Genomic DNA, 21,483 nt, shown 5'->3' on the forward strand with positions numbered 1-21,483 from the left:
GAGGAGAAACCGCCATGCCCCTGCGCCGAGCCGTCCTCGCGACCACCGGGATCAGCGCCCTCGTCGTGACCCTGCTCGCCCTCAAACCCCATCAGCCGGCGCCTCTCGCGGCGACGGCCCCGCGCTCCCCCACTGCCGTCCGCACCCCGGCGGCCACGTCCACGTCCGCGCCCACCGGAACCGGCACCTTCACCGGCGACCCGGTCGAGACCCGGTACGGAACCGTTCAGGTCTCCGCCACCCTCGCCGACGGACGGATCACGTCCGTCGCCGTCCTCCAGGCCCCGGAACACAACGGCCGCGACCAGGAACTCACCGCCTACGCGGTCCCCCGTCTCACCGAGGAGGCGCTCGGCGCCCAGAGCGCGCACATCGACGCCGTCTCCGGCGCCAGTTACACCAGCGAGGGATACATCCAGTCCCTGCAGAGCGCCCTGGACCAGGCCCGTGCCTGACACCGCGAACGGCCTGCGCCACGTCGAGCACGTGATGGGGACCGTCTTCTCCTTCGACATCCGCGACGAGCCCACCCCGGCCATCCGCGCCGCCCTCGCCCGGGCCGTGCGCCAACTCCACGACGTCGAGGCGGTGTTCAGCCCCTACCGGCGCGACAGCCACATCAGCAGACTGGACCGCGGCGAGATCCACCTGACGGGCTGCCCGCCCGAGGTCCGCGACGTCATGTCGCTGTGCGCCACGGCCGCCCACGACAGCGACGGCTGGTTCAGCGTCGTCCCCGCCGGTTCCCTCGATCCGTCCGGACTCGTCAAGGGCTGGGCCGCCGAGGCCGCTTCCGATCTCCTCCACGCCGCCGGCGCCCGCCACACCTGTGTCAACGGCGGCGGGGACCTGCAACTCCGGGGGCGGCCGACCCCCTTGGGAACATGGCGCGTCGGACTGGCCCATCCGCTGCGGCCGGGACGCCTGATCAGCGTCGTCACCGCCCCCCACGACCTGGCCATCGCCACCTCGGGGACCGGTGAACGGGGCCACCACATCTTCGACCCCCACACCGGAGACCCGGCCACGGCCCTCGCCTCCCTCACGCTCATCGGTCCCCGCCTGACCTTCACCGACACCTACGCCACCGCGGCCTTCGCCAGGGGGGAGGGCGCCCGTGAGTGGGTGGAGACGCTGGAGGGCTACGAGGCCCTCGGCGTCCTGCCCGACGGACAGGTGTGGCGCACGCGCGGGTTCGGCCGGTACGAGGCGTAGGCGCGCGGTCAGCGCTGGGGGAAGCCGAAGCCGTAGCCCTGCTGCTTCATCCAGGGCAGCAGGTGCTCCAGGGCCTCGACGGTCTGGGCGCGGTCTCCGCCGCCGTCGTGGAAGAGGACGGTCGGCCCTTTGCGTATCTCGTTGCGTACGGTGTTCTCGATCGACGCGGTCCCCTTGCGCTCGAAGTCCTTGCTGTCGATGTTCCAGCCGAGCGGGCGCATGCCGTGGTCGGCGGCGAGTTGCCGGCTGTAGGGGGTGAAGGCACCACCGGGCGCCCGGTAGTACTCCACCTCGGCGCCGCCCGCCGCGTCCTCGATCATCTTCTGGGCGTCGAGTATCTGCTCCGACTGGTAGGCGTCCGGCTTCTTGCCCATGCCGATGTCGTGGCTGATGGTGTGGTCGCAGAGCCGGTGCCCGGCCGCGACCACCTGCTTGACCAGCTCGGGGTGGGCCTTCGCCTGCGGGCCGATCATGCAGAACACCGCCTTGACGCCCTGCCTCTTGAGCACGTCGAGCACCTTGGGGGTCCACTTCGGGTCCGGGCCGTCGTCAATGGTGATGTTCAGGCTCTGGCCCGCCCGGTCCGAGGCGTGCACGATGCCCGGGTCCACCTTGGCGGCGGCCGGCCGGTGCGCCGCGCCCGACTTGCCATCCGTGCCCGAGCCGTCGCTCTGCACGTACGCCCACACGCCCGCACCGCCCAGCAGGACGGCCCCTGCCGCGGCGATCCCGACGATCCGGCCTTCGATTCCCTTGCGCTGTCGCGGCTGCGTCATGGTCCATCCCGTCTCTCCACTGCGCGAGTGCCGCTGATGACGTCCGTGCACTCGCCGACTTCTCAGGGACAGATACGCAGAAGTCCGGAAGGGATGCGTCTGTTACCGAATCATCAAAAAACCGCGCACCCGAGGCACTGGACGGCCGGTCAAGGCCGCCGAGCACAGGGGCACGCGGTGCACGCGGACGCGCCGGGCGCCGGGCCGCCCGCACGCGGGGACCCGACGGCCGGCGTCACCGTCACTCCTGGACGATCTCGTCCGCTCCGAACCGCAGGGCGAGGTCCCACGTCTCGGCGTCGCTGAACAGCAGCTGCACCAGCTGGATGGACCACTTCCAGTCACAGTTCTTGACGCCGAACAGCGCACCCAGGGCGTCCCGCAGGGGCATGCCGATGTAACGGCGCTTCAGGCCGACGCGGGACGGCACCCGAACCGAGCTGAGGTCTTCGGCCGAGACGTGCCGTTCGTCCACCAGCCACTTCTCGATGAAGGCCTGGGTCACTGTCTGGCCCTGGTCCTTCGCCGCCTCCACGATGGACTGGCGCAGCTCGTCGGCCGTACCGCCCTGGCACAGCTGGACCAGCCACTGGCTGAGCTCTTCGCGCAGCGCGAACGACGTGTCGTTCGTCTGGCCGGAACTCTGCTGCTTGCGCCATGTGTCGATCTTGCCCATGGCGTCGTACTGCTCGTCCCCGGTGAAGTCCTCGTGGTCGGGTCCGCCACCGAAGTTGGCCAGGTTGGACGCCTGGTTGCGGGAGGTGCCGCTGCTGCTGATCATGGTGGCGTTGGACGTGCCGTCCCGCTGGGGGAACGTGCCGGACATCGTGTAGATGAGGCCGTTCAGATCGTCGGGCGAGGACAGATCGAGGTCCATCTGCTGAGCGGTCCGCATGACGTCGTAGTAGTACAGGTGCGCGCCCGACTGCTTGATCGCCCTCTCGATGTTCTCGCTGAGCAGCACGCTCTCCACCGAGTTCTCCACGACGTCGACGCCACCGAGCTCGCTCAGCAGGTCCGTGTGGTTCTCGCCGATGTTGCCGAGGCCGACCTGCCCCGTGATGTGCTCTCGCTTCAGCTCGTTGAGGACCTGCCAGGCCTGCGACAGGGCGCCCCGATCGCCGTCGACGTTGTGGATGACCAGCTGGTCGAACCTGCCCCCGAACAGTGCGGCGACGCGTTGCAGCCGGGCGCGCAGCTCGGCGGCCTGCTCGCCCGAGCGGACGTCGAACTTGTAGAGGATCTCGTAGTCCTCCCGCGGCAGACCCCGCAGCACGTCGGCCACCGTGTCGATGTTGCGGTAGCTCTCCGCGGTGTCGAAGCGGCGGTAGCCGGCTTCGACGGCCGAGGTCAGCTGCTCCTTGCTGCGCCCGTCGACACCGAAGACCAGCCAGGGCTTGGCCACGTCGCCCTCGCTGCCCTCGGCGGGCATCCGCGCCACGACGGGCGAGCCCTGGTGGGCCGCTCCGGCGGATGACGTCACCGTGCGCTGCACGGGCGCCTCGCCGGACATCGCCCGGTGTGCGTTGGCCTCGGCCTCGCGCTCGAACCTGTCCGCCGGGTCCGAGACGCGCAGGCCGTCGCCCCGGTCCGTTCCGGCCACCGGTCCCTGGCGCTGCTGGATCACATGCGTCAACTCATGGGCCAGCGTGTGCTGGTCGGCCCCGCCGTCGCCGATGACGACATGGTCACCGCTGGTGTAGGCGCGGGCCCCGACCTCGGCCGCGGAGGCCTTGGCGTGGGAGTCGTCGTGGATGCGCACACGGGAGAAGTCGGCGCCGAGCCGCGCCTCCATGTCCGTACGGGTCCGGTCGTCGAGGGGGCGGCCGGGTGCCCGCAGCACATCGGGCACGGCGGACCGTTGCACCGTCTCGGCTGCCGAGGACGCGCGCTGCCCGTGGTCGCCGCAGCCGGCGGTGTGCCGGTGCTGGTCCTGCACACCAGTGGGTCCGGCCCCGCGGAGCAGTTGCAGGACGGCCGCGTTGCCCGCGGAGTTCTGGAGCGCCAGGAGACCGTGCGACGTTCCGCCCTGCGCGGCGGGGTTCCTGGCCACGACCCGGTGGGGCTTCCTGCTATCGGAGGCCTGGGCCTTTTCGCTGGCGTACATAAAGTCCTCTCACCGTGCCGCGGCCGGTACCTCGGACGGCGTGGAACGCTGCCCGGCCCGGAGCGGATCCGCCGCGTTCGACGGTTCCTCCGAGTCGGCTCTTTCCTCAGCGGACCATGTTTCCGCGGTAGTTGACGGGCGTCAGGTGTTCCACCCTATAGGTGCCAGGTGAATCGACCGAGCCGGAACCGGACTTGTGTTCGTGCCGCTGGGGGAACAAGTCGCCGGGTGGCCGGATCCGGCCCTTGGACCTCACGGTTCCAGTGGACCGCGCCCGTGCGAGAACCAGCTTCTGCGCGGGCACGACCAAGGCGTCGGGGCGCCGAAGCGGGCGGGGGCGCATCCTCTAGGTGGACCAACTACCGTGCCCAGGAAGCCCGTTGAAGCGTCGGAGGATCATCATGAGGAGCCGCTGCCCTCGCGACGGCCCCGACCCACTCCCCCCGCCTCGACCACTTCGACTACTTCGACCACGCAGAACGCGTGCATGGGCGCGTCCGCGTCCCTCCGTGTGAAGAACCCGACGACATCGCCGAGGAATCGCTCACCGTGCCCGCGGGTGCGCGAGCCCCCGGCGACACCGGCGCCCGCGTCGGTGAGCCAGTCGCCGATCCAGAACAGCATCTCCGCACGGCCGGTGATGACGATCGTCGAGGCGTGCTCGGCGAAGCGGGCGGGGTGCAGCTCGGCCCGGCGGCGGACCTCGGGCGGACGCTCCGGGCCCCGCGCCGCCGGAGCCGTCACGGTCAAGGGCGCCGAGGAGCGGCGCATCGCGCGTCGGACAGCGGGCCAGTCCGAGGGGCGCAGCCCGGTGTCCTCGCGGGCCACGAGCAGCGGCAGCGGGTGGCTGACCGCGACACCCGTGTTTCTCGGTCGGGCACCGGGCGGTACTGGGATGTGGAGGGCGCTGTGCGGTCCGGTCGCCGCGATGCGGAAGAGCGCCCCGAGCCGGAGGAGGTCGGCGCGGCCGGCCTTCAGATGGCCGACCTGGTCCGTGGGCGGGTGGACGAAGGTGTGGCCCAGCAGGGGGCCCGTGTCCAGGATCCGGCGGAGCCCGGACCCGGGGCGGGCCACCGGGTGACTCGTCATCCGCAGCCGCATCCGGCCGCCTTTGGTGCTCATCCACCCAGTACAGCAGCCGCGTCGGCGGTGACAGGGACAGGGTGCCGGGCCGAGCCCTGCGCATGACTCAACCGCATCGTCCCGCGTCGGCCGCTCGGACCGGAGCCGGTCCCTCCCTGTTGACCCGCTCAGCACCTCGCGATTGGCTTCCTACGGCTCGACCCGCCATCGCGTACACCGACCCCGTACACCGACCCCGTACACCGATCACATACACCGGTCACATACACCGTTCACCGCTTGAGCAAGGGGAGTCACATGCGCCATCTCAGACGCACGGCCGTCATGGCCGCGGCCTTGGGGGCCTGGGCGACAGCCGTGTTACCCGCGGCCGCCGCCACTGCCACGCCCGCTACGGCCACGACAGCCACCGCCTCCACCGCCGACGCACACCGGCCGCGCACCGAGCGGGTGAGTGTCGCCGCCGACGGCACCGAGGCGAACGGCGAGTCGGGGCAGGGAAGGATCAGTGGTGACGGCCGCTTCGTCCTCTTCGGCTCGCAGGCCGACAACCTGATCCCCGGTGACGCTGCGAAGGGCGGCCCCTTCGTCAAGGACCTGCGTTCCGGCCGGGTTGAGCGGATCAACACCGCTCTCGGCGGCGCACCGGCCGACGGCTCCATCTGGGACGCGTCGCTGAGCGGGAACGGACGGTACGTCGTCTTCAGCTCCGACGCCACCAACCTCGTGCCCGGCGGGAACGCCACCGGCAGTACGCAGGTGTACGTGCGCGACCGCTGGACGCGGCGCACCGAACTCCTCATCCAGGACCGGCCGCAGGAACGCGTCGACGACGCCGAGCCGTCCATCAGCGCCGACGGCCGCTTCGTCGCCTTCACCTCCACGCGCGGCGACCTGGTGCCCGGGGACACCAACGCGGTGCAGGACGTGTTCGTGAAGGACCGGTGGCGCGGAACCGTCGAACGGGTCAGCGTCGCCTCCGACGGCACACAGGCCGACGGCTACTCCATCTCCCCGGTGCTCAGCGCCGACGGCAGCCGGGTCGGCTTCAAGAGCCGGGCGGCCAACCTCGATCCACGCCCTGGCGGCGGAGAGGAGGAGGCGCTCGCGCGACCCCGGGCGCGGGTGTTCTACGCGCACGATCTGCGCACCGGCCGCACCCAGCTGGCCGGACACACCCTCACCGGCTCACAGGTGGCGGTCCTCACGGACATCGGCCTGAGCCCGGACGGACGCTACGCGCTCTTCATGAGTCTCAGCGCCAACATCGTCGCGGGCGACACCAACGGCACGACGGACGCCTTCGCCGAGGATCTGCGCACGGGTGTCACCCGGCGGCTGAGCCTGGCCGCCGACGGCTCGGAGCCCAATGACATGTCCTACGGGCACGTGGCCATGAGCGCCGACAACCGGCGCGCGTTCTTCAGCTCGTCCGCCTCCAACCTGGTGCCGAACGACACCAACGGCCACGAGGACGTCTTCGTACGCGATCTGCGCACCGGCGCGGTGGAGCGCGTGAACGTGGCGGCCGACGGGGCGCAGGCCACCGAATTCTCACTGAGCTTCGGCATCGACCTCGCCGGTCGTACGGCGGTGTTCGACAGCACGGCGGGCAATCTGGTGCCCCGGGACGGCAATGGGGTGAGCGACGTCTTCGTCCGCCACCTGCGGTGAACGTGCGGGCACGGACGGGGCCGATCACCGCGCCCCTCCGTGCCTCTCCCCGCCTCCCGCCCTGCGCCCCTGCCTTCCGCCCTCTCCGCCCGGCGCCCTCGCCTGGGCGGCGAAGCCGAAGCATCCGCCCGGATACACCGCCCGAGCCGGCGCAGACCCATCCGTTCGCCCGGCGGCTCCGAATGCAGTATCAGTAGGTGAAATCCGGCGCGCGAGCGCGTTCCGAAGGAGAGGGTCGGTCGATGGCACGAGGTCCGGGGGAAGCACCGGGCGGTTCCCCTCTGTGGATCCGCCACCAGCCCCGTCACGCGCGGGCTGCCGTCATCACCCTGCGCGGCGGACGTGCGAGCGGCTACGAGGCGGCGCGGCCCTGGCAGTTGGCGGCCCTGCGCATGCGGCCCGTGCTCCGTGCGGCGGCCTCGGCCGTGCGCCGGGACGAGACGGTTCTGGGCGACGTCCGCTACCGGTACCGAGGGTGGAACCAGGAAGACCCGGTCCAGGACACCGTGCGCGCCCTCGACGAACTCCGCGAGCTGGCCGGGTCGGTTCCCGTCGTGCTCGTCGGTCACTCCATGGGTGGCAGGGCGGCCCTGCGCGCCGCGGTGCATCCGAACGTCAGCGGCGTCGTGGCCCTTGCCCCGTGGCTGCCGCCGGGCGAGCCGGTCGAGCAGCTCGGGGGAAAACGGGCGGTGCTCCTGCACGGCGACCGCGACACGGTGACCAGCGCCGAGGCGTCCACCGCCCATGGTCGTCGGGCACGGGCCGCCGGCGCCCGTGCCGCCGTCGTCGTCATCCGCGGCGGAGACCACGCGATGGTGCGCCGCTCAGGCGTCTGGCACCGCACCATCACCGAAGTCGTCGCCGACATGCTCGGGCCGCTGGACGGCCGGCCGTCGGACCTGGCCACCGCACTCCGCGCGGCGGACTCCCCCGTCTTCCTGTGATCGGTCCTGCTGCGGCCCGTCATGCCGGGAACTGCCCAGTCCGGAATGGTCAGTCGGTGGCGATCTCAGTGACGGTGTCAGTGACGATGTCGGGGGTGCGCTCAGGGACGTTCGACCGGGACTCGCCGAACGGCTGGGCCTTGAGGTCCTCGGCCTCCTCGATGTCGTCCACGAAGACCTTGACGGCCGACCCCTCGGGGAACTCGGTCTTGACGCGTACGTCGACATCGCACTTGAGGCCGCCCTGGCCCCCCACGACCTCGCCGTTCTGCCGAAGGGCCACGATCTCGTGGCGCGGTGACCACAGCGCCGCGGACTTGCCTGCCGGCACCGTCATCGACCAGTCCTTCGTCTCCTGCTGGAACTGCGTCACGCCGTAGCGGCTGCTGTAGCCCATCTCGGTGGTCACACTGGTCTCGACCGACGCGGAGAACGCCTTGATCGAAATGCCCACCGAGGCACTGACGGTGATGCTGGTGCGCCGGCTGTACTCCTCGCTGCTCTCCGTGGAGATTCCCGTCGTGACCTGCTGGCGGTTGTTCTCCTCGGTCGAGCCGCCGGAGTTGTCGTAGAACAACTGCCGGTAGTAGTTGACGCGCCGTTCGAGTGTGTAGAAGGGCGAGTTGGCCACCTGCCAGTCCGCTTCCTTGCCCGGATCCTTGACCAGGGTGCAGGGCACGGTGACGGCCCTGTCCACGACCTTCAGCGTCTCCTGCTCCGGCACGCTGTGGGAGGTCAGGACGGGCCGCGTCGGCTCGGGCCGCTTGACGACGAGGGCCGGCAGGTCGAGGACGTACACCGTGCGGTTCGGCCTGCTGTGGTGCTGGTTGCCCGCGACGAAGGCGTCCAGGCCGAGGACGAGCCGTTCCGTGCTGTCGTCCGGGTACGACGGCGGATCGATCTGCCACACCGAGAGGTCCATGTGCGCGCCCGTCCCGCTGTCGTCGTAGATCGACGCCCCGATCCGGCCCTCCCGCACGTAGCTGCGGCCGCCGACCGGGGTCTTGCGGACACACCAGTAGCTGCGCGGGTCGGGTTTGTCCCAGCCCTGGACGAAGACGTCGCCAAGGGAGACGTAGCCCGCGGGCGGCACCGGCCGCCAGCAGGAGCCGTATGCCTTGGCTCCCGACGCCCGGTCCTCCCAGATCCGCTCGAAGTCGGTCGGCGACTTCAGCATCTGGTTGGCCGCGTCGACCTCCCGGGCCAGGATCGCCGTCCGCTGCCGGTCCAGGTGCTCGTGGTCCGGCCTGCCGATGTGGGCCAGCACTCGCCAGCCGAGCAGTGATTCGAGGACCGAGCGCGCCGGGGTGTAGAAGGCCCCGTCCCGCTTGCCCTTCGACCCCCGGTCGTCCCAGATCCAGTTGAAGCGCGAGGTGACACCCAGCTCGATCGCCCCGTACCGCAGACCCATGGTCATGACGAACCCTCCTGTGGACGAGTGTTCCTCGCCGGACGATAGGACCGGCCCAAAGGTCATGAATCGGAATCAGGGGGTCGTGTCCGGATTGAGGGCAGGTTCAGCCGGAAAGCGCGCATCCCGGGCCACGTCCCGGGGTAGCGCGAGCGCGCCCTCAGCCGCGCTCGTGCTGCTCCTGCTCCTGCTCCTGCTCCTGCTCCTGCTCCTGCTCCTGCTCCTGCTCCTGCTCCTGGAACTCCACCACGGCGCCACCGTGTTCGTGCCCCCACTGCGTCAGCACGGCGATCGGCTGCGCCAGGGTCCGGCCCAGATCCGTGAGCGCGTAGGTGGCCCGTCCCGCCTCGGCGCGGCGGTCGACCAGGCCGTTGCCCTGCAACCGGCGCAGCGTCTGGGTCAGCACCTTGCGTGAGACGCCTCCGATCGCGTCGGCCAACTCGCCGTGCCGACACGGCTTCCGGCTCAGCGCGAACAGCACGACCACCGCCCACTTGTCCGCGATGACCTCGACGGCAAGCCGGGCCGGGCAGTCGGCGAGGAAGTCACTGCCTGGGTACGCACGCATGCCCCGACCGTAGCCCGCCGCCAGGAACCCCGAGGTACCCGGCGCCTCACTAGCGTCGTCGGCGGAAGCGATGAGGAGCAGGGAAGGAAGGGAACGCGGATGAGAACCGGGGTCGGGTGGCCGGGCGGCCGGAAGGTCGTCGCGCTGGTCACCGTCGCACTGGAGCTGTGGTCACCGGGGCACTGGCCCCCGTACGCGCCGATGGCGGCGGCGTGGCCCCTGCCGGACGCCGACGACACGCACAGCACCTCCTGGGTGAACTACGGCGTCACCACCGGCATATGGCGCCTGATCGACGTCCTCGGTGACCTGCCCGCCACCGTGGGCGTCAGCGGCCTGGTGGCCGCGCGGCACCCCGAGACCGTCCGGGCCGTGCACGCGGCGGGCCACGAGATCGCCGCACACTCCTGGGCCCAGGACGTGGTGCCCACGCTGCTCGATGCCGATGCCGAGCGGCGCAACGTCCGCCGGTGCACCGATGTCCTCAGCGCGGTGACGGGCGTGCGTCCGACGGGCTGGATGAGCCCGCGCGCCACGGGTTCCAGGCACACCGCCGACCTGCTCGCCGAGGCGGGTTACCGCTGGATCGGGGACCACGGCGACCACGACCTGCCGCGGGTCCTGGCGACGGCGCACGGGCCGCTGGCGTCCCTCATGCACAGCGACCACTCCGACGTCCGCGACGCGGGTACCGGTCCGTACGCCTATCGCGACCTGCACCGCGCGCTCCTCGACCAGCTGATCGCGGCTCCCGGCCCCGGTGTCTTCCACCTCACCGTGCACGCGCATGTCGGAGGCCGACCGCATCTCGCGGGCATGATCGGTCAGATCCTCGACGAGGTGCGGAACCGCGATGACGTCTGGGTCGCCACCCACGCCCAAGTGGCCGAGCACATCCTGACGCGGCAGGAGGGAACGTCATGACCCGCATCCTCGTCGTCGGCGGCACCGGGGCGATGGGCAGGCGCGTCGTCCAGCGTCTGCTGGCCACCAGCGACGCCACGCTCACCGTGCCCACCCGTCACCCCGGGTCCGCCCACGCCGCCGCGCTCACCGCCATGGCCCCCGGCCGTGTGCGCCTGGTCCGCTCCGACCCGGCAGCCGTGGAGAGGCTGATGGGGCAGGCCGACCGGGTGTTCGCCAACACCGACTTCTTCGCGACGGGCAGCGCCGTGGGCGAGTACCGGCAGGGTCTGCGCCTGCTGGCCGCCGCGGAACGCGCCGGGGTGGAGCGCTTCATCTGGTCCTCGCTCGACAGCGCGGTGTCCCTGACCGGGCACCCCGTCCCGCACTTCGACAGCAAGGCCGCGGTCGCCGCCCACATCGGCCTGATGCGGTCGGAGGAAATGCTCCGCAAGGAGACCGACGGCTGGTACACGGAGCACGTCTCGGTCCTGACGACGGCGCCGTACTTCGAGAACCTGCGGGACCGGCTGGCCCCGCGACCGGACGGCCGGGGCGGTCTGACCTTCCGGCTCCCCCTCGGCGCCGCCCGCTATCCGCTCGTCGCCCTCGACGACATCGCCTGGTTCACCTGCCACCTGTTCGACCACTGGCAGTCCTGGGGCGCCCGCGACCTCGCGGTGATCGGTGACAGCCTGACGGGTGACGAGATCGCGGCCGCCTTCACCCGGGTGACGGGCATCCCGAGCAGTTACGTCCCGCTGCCGCACTCCGAACTGCGCGCCGCGGTACCGGAGTTCGGCCATGACTACGCGGCCATGTTCCGGTTCTTCGCCGACCGTGACCTCTACGCCAGAGACCGGGACGTCCCCCTCCTGCGCCGCCTGCACCCCGCCCTGATGACCTTCGAGGCCTGGCTCCACCACACCGGCTGGGCCGGGGCGGCGCCGCGCGAGGGTCTCCCCACGACCCGCTGAAGCCGGCTGAAACCGTCGTGACGCCGCACTGAAACCGCCCCCGCGCATGGTCTACCTGCACAACGCACCGCGGCACACGAAGCCGCGGACGACACCGAGACGCAGGAGCCCTCATGCGCACGTTCGTCACCACCGGCCCGATCACCGCCGTCCTCGACATCCCGGCCGGCCGCGTCCAGATCGTCGCCACCACCGACCAGGAGAACGTCACCGTGGACATCAACCCCGCCGACGCGGGCAGGAGGCGCGATGTGCACGCCGCCGAGCACGCCACCGTCGACTTCGGCGAAGGCGTCCTGCACATCGCCGTGCCGGTCCCGGTCAGGAGTGCCGTGTTCGGTTCCTCGGGTTCCGTGGATGTGACCGTCCACCTGCCCGCCGGCTCCCGGGTGCAGGCCGCGTCGAGCGCGGCGGAGCTGCGGACCGCCGGGCGTCTCGGTGACGTCGTCTTCGACGGCGCCCACGGCACCGTCCAGCTGGACGAGGCGGCGAGCCTGCGCCTGACCGTGCACGCCGGGGACGTCAGGGTCGGGCGGCTGACCGGTGACGGCGCCATCACCGTCTCGGCGGGCGACATCCGCATCGACGAGGCCGAGCACGGCACCCTCACCCTGCACACCCACTTCGGCCGGATCTCCGTCGGCGCCGCGCACGGGACCTCGGCCACCCTCGACGCGGGCACGTCCCACGGCCGCGTGCACAACACCCTCAGCAACACCGAGGGAGCCGCGGCCGCCCTCAACATCCACGCCACCACCTCGCACGGCGACATCACCGCCCGCAGCCTGTGACCCCTCGCGCGACCGGGCGCAGCACGTCACGTAAGAGCCGTGGCCAGCAGGGTGAAGGCGGCGACGAGGACCGCTACGCGGACGTAGTGGTAGCGGTTCCAGCGGTTCAACTGCTGCTTCCAGTCGGCGGGCCGGGTCTCGGGGGTCCACGTCTTGTTCCGGTTGTTGATCGGGACGAGCAGCAGGATCGACATGACCACGCTCAGCACCAGCAGCCCGCCCGCGGTGGCGAGGAGGCCGGCGCCACCGTGATGCCGGCCGGCCACGGCACAGGCCACCACCAGGGCGAGCGAGGAGAAGTACCACACCGGCATCACGGCTCCCAGCATCCGGCCGCCATGGGCGTTGCCGAGCTGGGTGCTGTCGTCCGGAAGGGCGTTGAGGATCGGGTTGATGACGAAGGCGACGGAGAACTCCACCCCCACCATCAGGCCCACGACCACGGTGGTGACGACTTCGAGTGCGCTGAGCATGGCGACGCCCCTTCACTTCCGACCGATCGGATCTAGCGGCGCTAGCCGATGAGCCAAAGCTAGACCTGCTGCCGCTCGCTTGTCTAGCGGTGCTAGAATCAAGGCATGTCACTCCAGGAGCGCAAGCAGCGCGAGCGGGCGGAGCGAGAACGCCTGATCGTGACCACCGCCCGTGAACTCGCCGAGCAGCAGGGCTGGGACGCCGTGACCACACGGCGGCTCGCCGAGCGCATCGAATACAGCCAGCCCGTCCTCTACAGCCACTTCAGCGGCAAGCGCGAGATCATCGGCGCCGTCGCCCTCGAAGGCGCCGGCGAGCTGGCCGTGGCCGTGCGGGCCGCGACGGCCCGGGCGGACGGTCCCCGCGAGCGGGCCGCCGCCCTCGCGCACGCCTACCTGGACTTCGCCGCGGCCAACCCGGCCGTCTACGACGCCCTGTTCCAGCTCGACGGCGGGCTCGCGTTCGCGCGGGAGGAGACCCCGGAGCCCCTGAAGGACGCCTTCGCCGCGCTCTTGGAGTGCCTGGGCGACATGGCGGGGGACGGCGTCGAACCGGGGCTGTTCACCGAGGTGTTCTGGGCGTCCCTGCACGGCCTCGCGACGCTGACCCGGGCCGGGCGGCTGCCGCGGGAGTACGTCGGGCCGAGGGTGAAGCTGCTCGTGGAGCGGCTTCCCGTGGTGTGACGCACGGCGGCCGGCCGCCCCCGCCCGGGACACCGCGGCCCACAGGCGCGCACGACGCCGTCAGGGCCGGGCTACGGCCGCTCCGCGCCTCGGCCCCCTTCGCCGCCGAACGCCCCGAGGATGCGTTCCGCGGCGAGCGTGGCCGTCAACTCGCCTTCCCGGACGGCCTGTTCGAGGTCGGGTGCGAGGGCCCGTACCGCGGGGTCCGCGTGGAGACGGCCGAGGAGTTCGTCACGGACCATCGTCCAGGTCCAGTCGATCTGCTGCTCGCGGCGCTTGGCGGCGAGGCGGCCCGTCGAGTCGAGCAGGGTGCGGTGCTGCTCGACGCGCTCCCAGACCGTGTCGAGACCGGTCGATTCGCGGGCGCTGCACGACAGGACGGGCGGTGTCCAGGCGGCGTCGGCGGGGTGCATCAGACGCAGGGCGCCGGCCAGTTCACGGCCCGCCGCCCTGGCGTCGCGCTCGTGCGGACCGTCCGCCTTGTTCACCGCGATCACGTCGGCGAGTTCGAGGACGCCCTTCTTGATGCCCTGCAACTGGTCGCCGGTGCGGGCGAGGGTGAGCAGCAGGAAGGTGTCGACCATGTTCGCGACCGCGGTCTCCGACTGGCCGACGCCGACCGTCTCCACCAGGACCACGTCGTAGCCCGCCGCCTCCATCACCACGATCGACTCGCGCGTCGCCTTGGCGACACCGCCGAGCGTGCCCGCGGTGGGCGAGGGGCGTACGAAGGCGGCCGGGTCGACGGAGAGGCGTTCCATCCGGGTCTTGTCGCCCAGGATGGAGCCGCCCGTGCGGGTCGAGGACGGGTCGACGGCCAGCACCGCGACCCGGTGCCCGAGCGAGGTGAGCATCGTGCCGAGCGCGTCGATGAACGTCGACTTGCCGACACCGGGTACGCCGCTGATGCCCACCCGGCGCGCCTTTCCGCTGTGCGGGAGCAGCCGGGTGAGCAGGGACTGCGCCAGGGCCCGGTGGTCGGGCCGGGTGGACTCGACGAGGGTGATGGCGCGGGCGATGTGCGCCCGCTTCCCGTCGAGCACTCCCTTCACATAGGTGTCGAGGTCGATGGCCATGGGGCTCAGCGGCCGTCGCCGACGTCGTGGCCGAGGCCGGCGGCGAGCTTGTCGACCAGGTCGAGCGCCGCGTCCGGGATGACCGTGCCCGGCGGGAACACCGCGGTGGCGCCCATGTCGAGCAGGGTCGGCACGTCCTGCGGGGGGATCACTCCGCCCACCACGATCATGATGTCCTCGCGGCCCTCCTCGGCGAGCTGCTCGCGCAACGCCGGTACGAGGGTGAGGTGCCCGGCCGCCAGCGAGGACACGCCGACGATGTGCACGTCGGCCTCGACGGCCTGGCGCGCCACCTCGGCCGGCGTCTGGAACAGCGGGCCGACGTCCACGTCGAAACCGAGGTCGGCGAAGGCGGTGGCGATGACCTTCTGGCCGCGGTCGTGGCCGTCCTGGCCCATCTTGGCGACCAGGATGCGCGGGCGCCGGCCCTCGGCCTCCTCGAAGGCGCTCACCCGGGCCCGGGTGCGCTCCACGGTCGGCGACTCCCCTGCTTCGTTGCGGTACACACCGGAGATCGTACGGATCTGGCTGGAGTGCCGTCCGTACACCTTCTCCAGGGCGTCGGAGATCTCGCCGACGGTGGCCTTGGCGCGGGCCGCGTCGACGGCCAGCTCCAGGAGGTTCCCCTCGCCGCCCGCCGCCCGGGTGAGGGCGTCGAGCGCGTCGCGGCACGCGGTCTCGTCGCGCTCGGCGCGCAGCCGGCGCAGCTTCTCGATCTGCTGGACGCGGACGGAGGAGTTGTCGACGGCGCGCACGTCGATCCGCTCGTCGCTCTCGACGCGGTACTTGTTGACGCCGATGACCGGCTGGCGGCCCGAGTCGATGCGCGCCTGGGTGCGGGCCGCGGCCTCCTCGATGCGCAGCTTGGGGATGCCGGCGTCGATGGCCCTGGCCATGCCGCCCGCCTGCTCGACCTCCTCGATGTGCTGCCAGGCGCGCCGGGCCAGGTCGAAGGTGAGCCGCTCCACGTACGCGCTGCCGCCCCAGGGGTCGATGACGCGCGTGGTGCCCGACTCCTGCTGGATGAGGAGCTGGGTGTTGCGGGCGATCCGGGCCGAGAAGTCGGTGGGCAGGGCGAGTGCCTCGTCGAGGGCGTTGGTGTGCAGCGACTGGGTGTGGCCCTGGGTGGCGGCCATCGCCTCCACGCACGTGCGGGTCACGTTGTTGAAGACGTCCTGGGCGGTCAGCGACCAGCCGGAGGTCTGCGAATGGGTGCGCAGGGAAAGGGACTTGGCGTTCTTCGGGTCGAACTGCTTGACCAGCTTGGCCCACAGCAGGCGGGCCGCCCGCAGCTTGGCGATCTCCATGAAGAAGTTCATGCCGATCGCCCAGAAGAAGCTCAGCCGCGGCGCGAACGCGTCGACGTCCAGACCCGCCTCCTGCCCGGCCCGCAGGTACTCCACGCCGTCGGCCAGCGTGTAGGCGAGCTCCAGGTCGGCCGTGGCACCGGCCTCCTGGATGTGGTAGCCGGAGATGGAGATCGAGTTGTAGCGCGGCATCCGCTGGGAGGTGTAGGCGAAGATGTCGGAGATGATCCGCATCGACGGCTTCGGCGGATAGATGTAGGTGTTGCGGACCATGAACTCCTTGAGGATGTCGTTCTGAATGGTCCCCGCCAGCTTCTCCGGCGGTACGCCCTGCTCCTCGGCGGCCACGATGTACAGCGCGAGGACGGGCAGGACGGCGCCGTTCATCGTCATCGACACGGTCATCCTGTCCAGCGGGATGCCGTCGAAGAGCTGGCGCATGTCGAGGATCGAGTCGATGGCCACGCCCGCCATGCCGACGTCACCGGTCACCCGCGGGTGGTCGCTGTCGTAGCCGCGGTGGGTGGGCAGGTCGAAGGCGACCGAAAGCCCCTTCTGCCCGGCCGCGAGGTTGCGCCGGTAGAAGGCGTTGGACTCCTCGGCCGTGGAGAAGCCCGCGTACTGCCGGATCGTCCAGGGCTGGTTGACGTACATCGTCGGGTACGGGCCGCGCAGATACGGCGCGATGCCCGGGTAGGTGCCCAGGAAGTCGAGGCCCTCGACGTCCGTCCCGGTGTAGAGCGGCTTGACCGCGATGCCCTCGGGGGTCTCCCAGAGGGCTTCGCCGCCGGCCGCCGCATCGCGGGCCGCGCGCCATGCCCGGGCGGAGCCGTCGGCGCGGGGCGTCCCCAGGTCGACCCCGGAGAAGTCGGGGATTCCCATCAGGACACTCCCATGCGGTCGAGGGTGGTGGTGAGCAGCGCGACGGCGTCGCAGCCCGCGAAGACGTACGCGTCCACGGCGTCGTACTCGCCGGGGCGCCCGGCGAGGAACACCCGGGTGGCACCGGCCGACTTCAGGCGTCCGGCGGCGTCCGCCGCCTGCTCCTCGTACAGCGCGTCGCTGGAGCAGAGACACGCTTCGGTGGCGCCGGAGGCGCGGAACGCCTCGGCGGTGGCGTCTCCGGTGACCGGTTCGATGCCGCCCGCCTGGAACAGGTTGGCGGCGAACGTCGCCCGTGCGGTGTGGGCGGCGGCCGGGCCCAGGGTGGCCAGGAAGATCCGCGGCCGGGCGCCGGTGGCGGCGAGGTGGGCGTCGGAGCGGGCCCGCAGCGCCTCGAACGCCTCGTCGCGCCGGACCCGCGGCAGCCCGCCGGACGGCGGCGGCGGTGCGGGCGCCCGCTCCACCGGGGCCTCGGCGAGATGCGGGAACTCGCTGACCCCGGTGATGGGTTCGCGCCGCTTGGCGAGCTTCGCCGAGCGTGCGGCCCAGGTGGCCGCGAGCGCGTCGCCGATGTGGCCCGAGTCGAGCGCCGCGGCCTGACCGCCCGCGCGCTCGATGTTCTGGAAGAACTCCCAGCCCGCGTGGGCGAGTTCGTCGGTGAGCCGCTCCACGTACCAGGAACCGCCGGCCGGGTCGATCACCCGGGCCAGATGCGATTCCTCGACGAGGATCGAGGAGGTGTTGCGGGCGATGCGCCGCGCGAACGCGTCCGGCAGACCGAGCGCGTGGTCGAAGGGCAGCACGGTGACGGAGTCGGCGCCGCCGACCCCGGCGGCGAGCGTGGCGACCGTCGTGCGCAGCATGTTCACCCACGGGTCGCGGCGCGACATCATCACGGGGGAGGTCACGGCGTGCTGGAGCTGCGCGGCTACCGCGCCGCACACCTCGGTGACCCGCGCCCAGAGCCGGCGGGCCGCCCGCAGCTTGGCGATGGTGAGGAACTGGTCGGCGGTCGCCGCGTACCGGAACTCGATCTGCCCGGCGGCCTGTTCCACCGACAGGCCCGCCTCGGTCAGCTCCCGCAGGTACGCGACGCCGGTCGCCAGCGAGCAGCCCAGCTCCTGCGCGGCCGAGCCGCCGGCCTCGTGGTAGGGCAGCGCGTCCACCGTCAGGGCCCGCAGCCCCGGGTACGTGTCGGCGCACCGCCGGGCGAGCTCCGCCACCGCCGCGAAGCCGAACGCCTCGCCGGTACGGGCCCGATGCCCCAGCGGGTCACCCCCGAGGTTGCCGCGGGCCGCATCGGCGGCGACGCCGCGCTCCTCGTAGAGGCGCATCAACTCCCGCGCGGCGGGCTCCACTTGGGCCCCGGCGTCCAGCACCACGGCGGCGAGGTCGAGATGGACCCCGTCCAGCACCTGAGGCAGCCGCGCCACCGGGAAGCCGCCGTCACCGGCGACGAGCCACAGTGACGTGACCCCGTTCTCCAGGTCGCCGAGCACGGCGCCGTCCGCGACGGCGGCATGGCGCTGCCGCACGTCCCAGCCGCCGGCGGTGCTCCCCTCGGCCCGGCCGCCCCGTACGAACGGGGCGAAGCCGGGGAAACCGGGATCGGGCGCGGGGTCGTCCGCCGTGTACAGGGGACGCGTACCGAGCCCGTCCTCCAACAGCGTGGACAGGGCGTCTTCGGCTGCCGCACCCGAGAGTTCCTTGCCCGACTTGCGCAGTACGCCTTCGACAAGGCGCTGCCACTGCTCATGGGTCGCATCAGGAAACTCGGCTGCCAGCGAAAGCCCGTCGTCAGGCAGGACCGTCATGCTCGCATGCTAGGGCAGTGACGCGAAGGACCAGCAGAGCACAGCGCTGTGACCTTGCACTCTTCCGATCGCCCTTGATCCTCCACCGGGTTCCCCGCTAGGGGAGGCCGGTAGCGTGCGGTCATGGACGAGTTCGGCACCGAAGGACCGCGGCCCTCCACCGAGGACCGCGACTACCCCGCGTTCCACGCGGCGCACAGCAGCGGGCTGTCCGAGCTGAACAGCCATCTGGTCGCATGCAGAGCCTGTCCCCGGCTGGTCGCCTGGCGCGAGGAGGTCGCGGCCACGAAGCGCGCCGGCTTCGCGCAGTGGGAGTACTGGGGCCGGCCGGTGCCGGGGTTCGGCCCCCACGACGCGCCGCTCGTGGTGGTGGGGCTCGCCCCGGCCGCGCACGGCGCCAACCGGACGGGCCGGATGTTCACCGGCGACGCGTCGGGCGACTTCCTCTTCGCGGCGCTGCACGCGGTGGGTCTCGCCTCCCGGCCCACGGCCACCTCGGCCGACGACGGCCTGGAGCTGTACGGGGTACGGGTGACCTCCCCGGTCCACTGCGCGCCGCCCGCGAACAGGCCGACGCCCGCGGAGCGCGACACGTGCCGGCCGTGGCTCGCGGCGGAGATCGCACGGCTCGACCCGCGCGCGGTCGTCGTCCTGGGCGGCTTCGGCTGGCAGACGCTCCTGCCCGTACTGGCCGAGGCGGGATGGCAACTCCCGCGCCCCCGGCCCCGGTTCGCGCACGGCACCGTGGTGACGCTGCGGCGCGCGTCGCCCGATGGTGCGCCGGCGGCGGGAGCGGCGCGGCGCGAGGGCGCCGACGCGAGCAGGGGCACGGGCGGGGGCGCGGGCGCGGGCGCGGGCGGGGAACTCCATGTGATCGGCTGCTATCACCCCAGCCAGCGCAACACCTTCACGGGCCGCCTCACCTCCCCCATGCTCACCACCGTGCTGGAGCAGGCCGCGGGGCTGGCGGGGCTCTCGACCGGGGCGCCGGGGTAGACACGAGCGCGTCCGCGCGGCCCGCTCAGTAGCATGCGCCCCATGGCCATCAAACTTGAGAACGTCGGGATCGCAGTACGCGACCTCGAAGCGACGATCGCCTTCTTCACCGACCTCGGCCTCACCGTCCTCGGCCGTGACACGGTCAGCGGCGAGTGGACGGACACCGCCGTCGGCCTCGACGGCAACCACGCGAAGATCGCCATGCTGCAGACGCCGGACGGTCAGGGCCGGCTCGAACTCTTCGAGTACATCCACCCCGAAGCGATCGAGTCGGAACCCACGCGGCCCAACGACATCGGCATGCACCGCGTCGCCTTCTCGGTCGACGACCTCGACGCGGCCCTGGAGACGGCGGCGAGGCACGGCTGTCATCCGCTGCGCGGTGTGGCGACGTACGAGGACATCTACAGGCTCACCTATCTCCGCGGCCCCAGCGGCATCCTGGTGATGCTCGCCGAGGAACTCAAGAAGGGCTGACGACGGGTGCGGGAAGGCGCAGTTCGCGTTCGCCGAGCGGAGCGAAGCAGCGGGCCACGTCGTCGTCGGTGACCTCCTCGAGCCGGGCCGGTGACCAGTGCGGGGTGCGGTCCTTGTCGACGACCTGGGCGCGGATGCCCTCGACGAGGTCGTGCGAGCGCAGCGCCGCCAGGGAGACGCGGTACTCCTGGGCCAACACCTTTTCCAGCGGCCCGAGTTCACGGACACGGCGCATGGCGGCGAGGGTGACCTTGAGGGCGGTGGGCGACTTGGCGGCGAGGGTCTCGGCGGCCTCCTTGGCCTCGGTCGCCCCGCACGTCAGGAGCCGGTCGATGATCTCCTCGACGGTGTCGGCGGCATAGCACCGGTCGATCCACTCCCGCCGGCGGGCAAGGTCGCCGGGGGGCGGCTCGGCCACGTGGCGGGCGAGCGCTTCGGGCACGGGCAGCCGCGCGAGATCGGCGACCAGCGCGCCGAGCCGCTCGGCCGGGACGAACCGGTCGGCCAGTGCGCACAGCAGCGCGTCGGCGGCCCCCACGGCCGCGCCGGTCAGGGCGAGGTGGGTGCCGAGCAGGCCCGGGGCGCGACCGAGGAGGTAGGTGCCGCCCACGTCGGGGACGAACCCGATGCCGGTCTCCGGCATGGCCACGCGGGAGCGTTCGGTGACGATACGGACGCTGCCATGGGCCGAGACTCCGACGCCGCCGCCCATGACGATGCCGTCCATCAGGGCCACGTACGGCTTGGGATAGCGGGCGATGCGGGCGTTGAGGCGGTACTCGTCGCGCCAGAAGTCCGCCGAGGCCGTGCCGCCCGCGCGGGCGTCGTCGTGGATGGCGCGGATGTCGCCGCCCGCGCACAGGCCGCGCTCGCCGGCACCGGAGATCACGACGACCCGCACACCGGGGTCGTGCTCCCAGGCGCTCAGTGCCTCGTCGATGCGCAGCACCATGCCGTGCGTGAGGGCGTTGAGCGCCCTGGGGCGGTTCAGGGTCACCTGGGCGGCGTGCCCCTCGGTGTGCAGCAGGACTTCATCGGTGTGCGGCGGGGCTTCGTCCTGGCCCTGGCCTCCGGTGCTCATCGCGGGTTCTCCGGGAGTCCTCGGGCGACGATGACGCGCATGATCTCGTAGGTCCTTCCAGGATGTGCTGGGGGTGCTCGGCCGGCCCTGCTCGCCGCCCGGTGCGAGCGACACGGTGCCCGGACGACACCGGCCATGATCCCATCCGGGCCGCACCACAACCGCTGGGCCCCGGAACACGGCGTCGGACGGGACGGGCCGGTCCGCCGCGCGGCGGCGCGGGGTCCTTCGCCCGGGTTTG

The 21,483-nt window shown here is 71.9% G+C and carries 20 protein-coding genes; 10 read left to right on the plus strand and 10 right to left on the minus strand.

What is annotated here, in order from left to right:
* The first annotated feature begins 20 nt into the window (after nucleotides 1-20).
* Together ACGF3I_RS02115 and ACGF3I_RS02120 are read left to right on the plus strand one after the other, a co-directional pair.
* Nucleotides 21-455, plus strand: coding sequence for an FMN-binding protein (locus tag ACGF3I_RS02115; protein ID WP_393129100.1), 435 nt, complete (start codon nucleotides 21-23; stop codon nucleotides 453-455).
* Complete coding sequence (locus ACGF3I_RS02120) at nucleotides 448-1,215, plus strand: FAD:protein FMN transferase (protein ID WP_393128572.1); 768 nt, start codon at nucleotides 448-450, stop codon at nucleotides 1,213-1,215. Before ACGF3I_RS02115 ends, ACGF3I_RS02120 begins: the two co-directional genes overlap by 8 nt.
* Nucleotides 1,216-1,223: 8 nt before the next feature.
* Here the strand turns inward: ACGF3I_RS02120 and ACGF3I_RS02125 are convergent, their stop codons facing one another.
* The 3 genes from ACGF3I_RS02125 to ACGF3I_RS02135 all read right to left on the minus strand — a co-directional run bounded on the left by ACGF3I_RS02125 (nucleotide 1,224) and on the right by ACGF3I_RS02135 (nucleotide 5,220).
* Nucleotides 1,224-1,991 (minus strand): polysaccharide deacetylase family protein, encoded by a 768-nt coding sequence (locus ACGF3I_RS02125; RefSeq protein WP_393128573.1) that lies wholly within the window; start codon nucleotides 1,989-1,991, stop codon nucleotides 1,224-1,226.
* Nucleotides 1,992-2,232: 241 nt separating this feature from the next.
* On the minus strand, nucleotides 2,233-4,098 hold the full coding sequence (locus tag ACGF3I_RS02130; protein WP_393128574.1) for an aldo/keto reductase: 1,866 nt from the start codon (nucleotides 4,096-4,098) through the stop codon (nucleotides 2,233-2,235).
* Nucleotides 4,099-4,497: 399 nt separating this feature from the next.
* Nucleotides 4,498-5,220: a hypothetical protein gene (locus ACGF3I_RS02135; RefSeq protein ID WP_393128575.1), complete on the minus strand. Its 723-nt coding sequence runs from the start codon at nucleotides 5,218-5,220 to the stop codon at nucleotides 4,498-4,500.
* Between the two features lie 258 nt (nucleotides 5,221-5,478).
* Between ACGF3I_RS02135 and ACGF3I_RS02140 the strand changes: the two genes are divergently transcribed.
* A complete protein-coding gene (locus tag ACGF3I_RS02140) occupies nucleotides 5,479-6,855 on the plus strand; it encodes a TolB family protein (RefSeq protein WP_393128576.1) in 1,377 nt (458 codons plus the stop codon).
* Between the two features lie 242 nt (nucleotides 6,856-7,097).
* A complete protein-coding gene (locus ACGF3I_RS02145; protein ID WP_393128577.1) occupies nucleotides 7,098-7,799 on the plus strand; it encodes an alpha/beta fold hydrolase in 702 nt (233 codons plus the stop codon).
* Nucleotides 7,800-7,848: 49 nt separating this feature from the next.
* On the opposite strand, the gene ACGF3I_RS02150 is transcribed toward ACGF3I_RS02145, so the two are convergent.
* Together ACGF3I_RS02150 and ACGF3I_RS02155 are read right to left on the minus strand one after the other, a co-directional pair.
* The gene (locus tag ACGF3I_RS02150; protein ID WP_393128578.1) at nucleotides 7,849-9,216 is read right to left on the minus strand and encodes a Vps62-related protein; all 1,368 of its coding nucleotides are present in this window, start codon (nucleotides 9,214-9,216) and stop codon (nucleotides 7,849-7,851) included.
* 154 nt (nucleotides 9,217-9,370) lie between these two features.
* Nucleotides 9,371-9,778, minus strand: coding sequence for a winged helix-turn-helix transcriptional regulator (locus tag ACGF3I_RS02155; protein WP_393128579.1), 408 nt, complete (start codon nucleotides 9,776-9,778; stop codon nucleotides 9,371-9,373).
* 99 nt (nucleotides 9,779-9,877) lie between these two features.
* Here ACGF3I_RS02155 and ACGF3I_RS02160 point away from each other — a divergent pair, with 99 nt between their 5' ends.
* The 3 genes from ACGF3I_RS02160 to ACGF3I_RS02170 all read left to right on the plus strand — a co-directional run bounded on the left by ACGF3I_RS02160 (nucleotide 9,878) and on the right by ACGF3I_RS02170 (nucleotide 12,449).
* Nucleotides 9,878-10,702, plus strand: a complete 825-nt coding sequence (locus tag ACGF3I_RS02160) for a polysaccharide deacetylase family protein (RefSeq protein ID WP_393128580.1) — start codon at nucleotides 9,878-9,880, stop codon at nucleotides 10,700-10,702.
* A complete protein-coding gene (locus ACGF3I_RS02165; RefSeq protein ID WP_393128581.1) occupies nucleotides 10,699-11,658 on the plus strand; it encodes an NmrA family NAD(P)-binding protein in 960 nt (319 codons plus the stop codon). The genes ACGF3I_RS02160 and ACGF3I_RS02165 overlap by 4 nt, the downstream gene beginning before the upstream one ends.
* A 113-nt stretch (nucleotides 11,659-11,771) precedes the next feature.
* Entirely contained in the window at nucleotides 11,772-12,449 is a 678-nt protein-coding gene (locus tag ACGF3I_RS02170; protein ID WP_393128582.1) for a DUF4097 family beta strand repeat-containing protein, read from the plus strand.
* A 26-nt stretch (nucleotides 12,450-12,475) separates the two neighbouring features.
* Here ACGF3I_RS02170 and ACGF3I_RS02175 read toward each other — a convergent pair whose 3' ends face one another.
* Complete coding sequence (locus ACGF3I_RS02175) at nucleotides 12,476-12,922, minus strand: anthrone oxygenase family protein (protein ID WP_393128583.1); 447 nt, start codon at nucleotides 12,920-12,922, stop codon at nucleotides 12,476-12,478.
* 105 nt (nucleotides 12,923-13,027) lie between these two features.
* Here ACGF3I_RS02175 and ACGF3I_RS02180 point away from each other — a divergent pair, with 105 nt between their 5' ends.
* Nucleotides 13,028-13,606 (plus strand): TetR/AcrR family transcriptional regulator, encoded by a 579-nt coding sequence (locus ACGF3I_RS02180; protein WP_393128584.1) that lies wholly within the window; start codon nucleotides 13,028-13,030, stop codon nucleotides 13,604-13,606.
* Nucleotides 13,607-13,677: 71 nt separating this feature from the next.
* Here ACGF3I_RS02180 and meaB read toward each other — a convergent pair whose 3' ends face one another.
* From meaB to ACGF3I_RS02195, 3 genes are read right to left on the minus strand one after another with little or no spacing between them, the layout of a single operon-like run.
* On the minus strand, nucleotides 13,678-14,682 hold the full coding sequence (gene meaB / locus ACGF3I_RS02185) for a methylmalonyl Co-A mutase-associated GTPase MeaB (RefSeq protein WP_393128585.1): 1,005 nt from the start codon (nucleotides 14,680-14,682) through the stop codon (nucleotides 13,678-13,680).
* 5 nt (nucleotides 14,683-14,687) lie between these two features.
* Nucleotides 14,688-16,871 carry a methylmalonyl-CoA mutase gene (scpA, locus tag ACGF3I_RS02190; RefSeq protein WP_393128586.1) on the minus strand — a complete coding sequence of 728 codons (2,184 nt, stop codon included), beginning with the start codon at nucleotides 16,869-16,871 and terminating at the stop codon, nucleotides 14,688-14,690.
* A complete protein-coding gene (locus tag ACGF3I_RS02195; RefSeq protein WP_393128587.1) occupies nucleotides 16,871-18,685 on the minus strand; it encodes a methylmalonyl-CoA mutase family protein in 1,815 nt (604 codons plus the stop codon). The genes scpA and ACGF3I_RS02195 overlap by 1 nt, the downstream gene beginning before the upstream one ends.
* A 123-nt stretch (nucleotides 18,686-18,808) precedes the next feature.
* Here ACGF3I_RS02195 and ACGF3I_RS02200 point away from each other — a divergent pair, with 123 nt between their 5' ends.
* Nucleotides 18,809-19,681 carry a uracil-DNA glycosylase gene (locus tag ACGF3I_RS02200; RefSeq protein ID WP_393128588.1) on the plus strand — a complete coding sequence of 291 codons (873 nt, stop codon included), beginning with the start codon at nucleotides 18,809-18,811 and terminating at the stop codon, nucleotides 19,679-19,681.
* A gap of 42 nt (nucleotides 19,682-19,723) precedes the next feature.
* Nucleotides 19,724-20,161, plus strand: a complete 438-nt coding sequence (locus tag ACGF3I_RS02205; protein WP_393128589.1) for a VOC family protein — start codon at nucleotides 19,724-19,726, stop codon at nucleotides 20,159-20,161.
* On the opposite strand, the gene ACGF3I_RS02210 is transcribed toward ACGF3I_RS02205, so the two are convergent.
* Nucleotides 20,148-21,242 carry an enoyl-CoA hydratase/isomerase family protein gene (locus ACGF3I_RS02210; RefSeq protein ID WP_393128590.1) on the minus strand — a complete coding sequence of 365 codons (1,095 nt, stop codon included), beginning with the start codon at nucleotides 21,240-21,242 and terminating at the stop codon, nucleotides 20,148-20,150. The two genes, ACGF3I_RS02205 and ACGF3I_RS02210, sit on opposite strands and share 14 nt — an antisense overlap.
* Nucleotides 21,243-21,483: the final 241 nt, after the last annotated feature.

It is taken from the genome of Streptomyces sp. NPDC048111, from assembly GCF_043202815.1.
Classification (GTDB): Bacteria; Actinomycetota; Actinomycetes; order Streptomycetales; family Streptomycetaceae; genus Streptomyces.

What these genes read in the sequence shown, in the direction of transcription:
- ACGF3I_RS02125 (WP_393128573.1), bottom strand. Translation starts at nt 1,991, where the DNA reads ATGACGCAGCCGCGACAGCGCAAGGGAATCGAAGGCCGGATCGTCGGG.
- ACGF3I_RS02130 (WP_393128574.1), bottom strand. Translation starts at nt 4,098, where the DNA reads ATGTACGCCAGCGAAAAGGCCCAGGCCTCCGATAGCAGGAAGCCCCAC.
- ACGF3I_RS02135 (WP_393128575.1), bottom strand. Translation starts at nt 5,220, where the DNA reads ATGAGCACCAAAGGCGGCCGGATGCGGCTGCGGATGACGAGTCACCCG.
- ACGF3I_RS02140 (WP_393128576.1), top strand. Translation starts at nt 5,479, where the DNA reads ATGCGCCATCTCAGACGCACGGCCGTCATGGCCGCGGCCTTGGGGGCC.
- ACGF3I_RS02145 (WP_393128577.1), top strand. Translation starts at nt 7,098, where the DNA reads ATGGCACGAGGTCCGGGGGAAGCACCGGGCGGTTCCCCTCTGTGGATC.
- ACGF3I_RS02150 (WP_393128578.1), bottom strand. Translation starts at nt 9,216, where the DNA reads ATGACCATGGGTCTGCGGTACGGGGCGATCGAGCTGGGTGTCACCTCG.
- ACGF3I_RS02155 (WP_393128579.1), bottom strand. Translation starts at nt 9,778, where the DNA reads ATGCGTGCGTACCCAGGCAGTGACTTCCTCGCCGACTGCCCGGCCCGG.
- ACGF3I_RS02160 (WP_393128580.1), top strand. Translation starts at nt 9,878, where the DNA reads ATGAGAACCGGGGTCGGGTGGCCGGGCGGCCGGAAGGTCGTCGCGCTG.
- ACGF3I_RS02165 (WP_393128581.1), top strand. Translation starts at nt 10,699, where the DNA reads ATGACCCGCATCCTCGTCGTCGGCGGCACCGGGGCGATGGGCAGGCGC.
- ACGF3I_RS02170 (WP_393128582.1), top strand. Translation starts at nt 11,772, where the DNA reads ATGCGCACGTTCGTCACCACCGGCCCGATCACCGCCGTCCTCGACATC.
- ACGF3I_RS02175 (WP_393128583.1), bottom strand. Translation starts at nt 12,922, where the DNA reads ATGCTCAGCGCACTCGAAGTCGTCACCACCGTGGTCGTGGGCCTGATG.
- ACGF3I_RS02180 (WP_393128584.1), top strand. Translation starts at nt 13,028, where the DNA reads ATGTCACTCCAGGAGCGCAAGCAGCGCGAGCGGGCGGAGCGAGAACGC.
- meaB (WP_393128585.1), bottom strand. Translation starts at nt 14,682, where the DNA reads ATGGCCATCGACCTCGACACCTATGTGAAGGGAGTGCTCGACGGGAAG.
- scpA (WP_393128586.1), bottom strand. Translation starts at nt 16,871, where the DNA reads ATGGGAATCCCCGACTTCTCCGGGGTCGACCTGGGGACGCCCCGCGCC.
- ACGF3I_RS02195 (WP_393128587.1), bottom strand. Translation starts at nt 18,685, where the DNA reads ATGACGGTCCTGCCTGACGACGGGCTTTCGCTGGCAGCCGAGTTTCCT.
- ACGF3I_RS02200 (WP_393128588.1), top strand. Translation starts at nt 18,809, where the DNA reads ATGGACGAGTTCGGCACCGAAGGACCGCGGCCCTCCACCGAGGACCGC.
- ACGF3I_RS02205 (WP_393128589.1), top strand. Translation starts at nt 19,724, where the DNA reads ATGGCCATCAAACTTGAGAACGTCGGGATCGCAGTACGCGACCTCGAA.
- ACGF3I_RS02210 (WP_393128590.1), bottom strand. Translation starts at nt 21,242, where the DNA reads ATGAGCACCGGAGGCCAGGGCCAGGACGAAGCCCCGCCGCACACCGAT.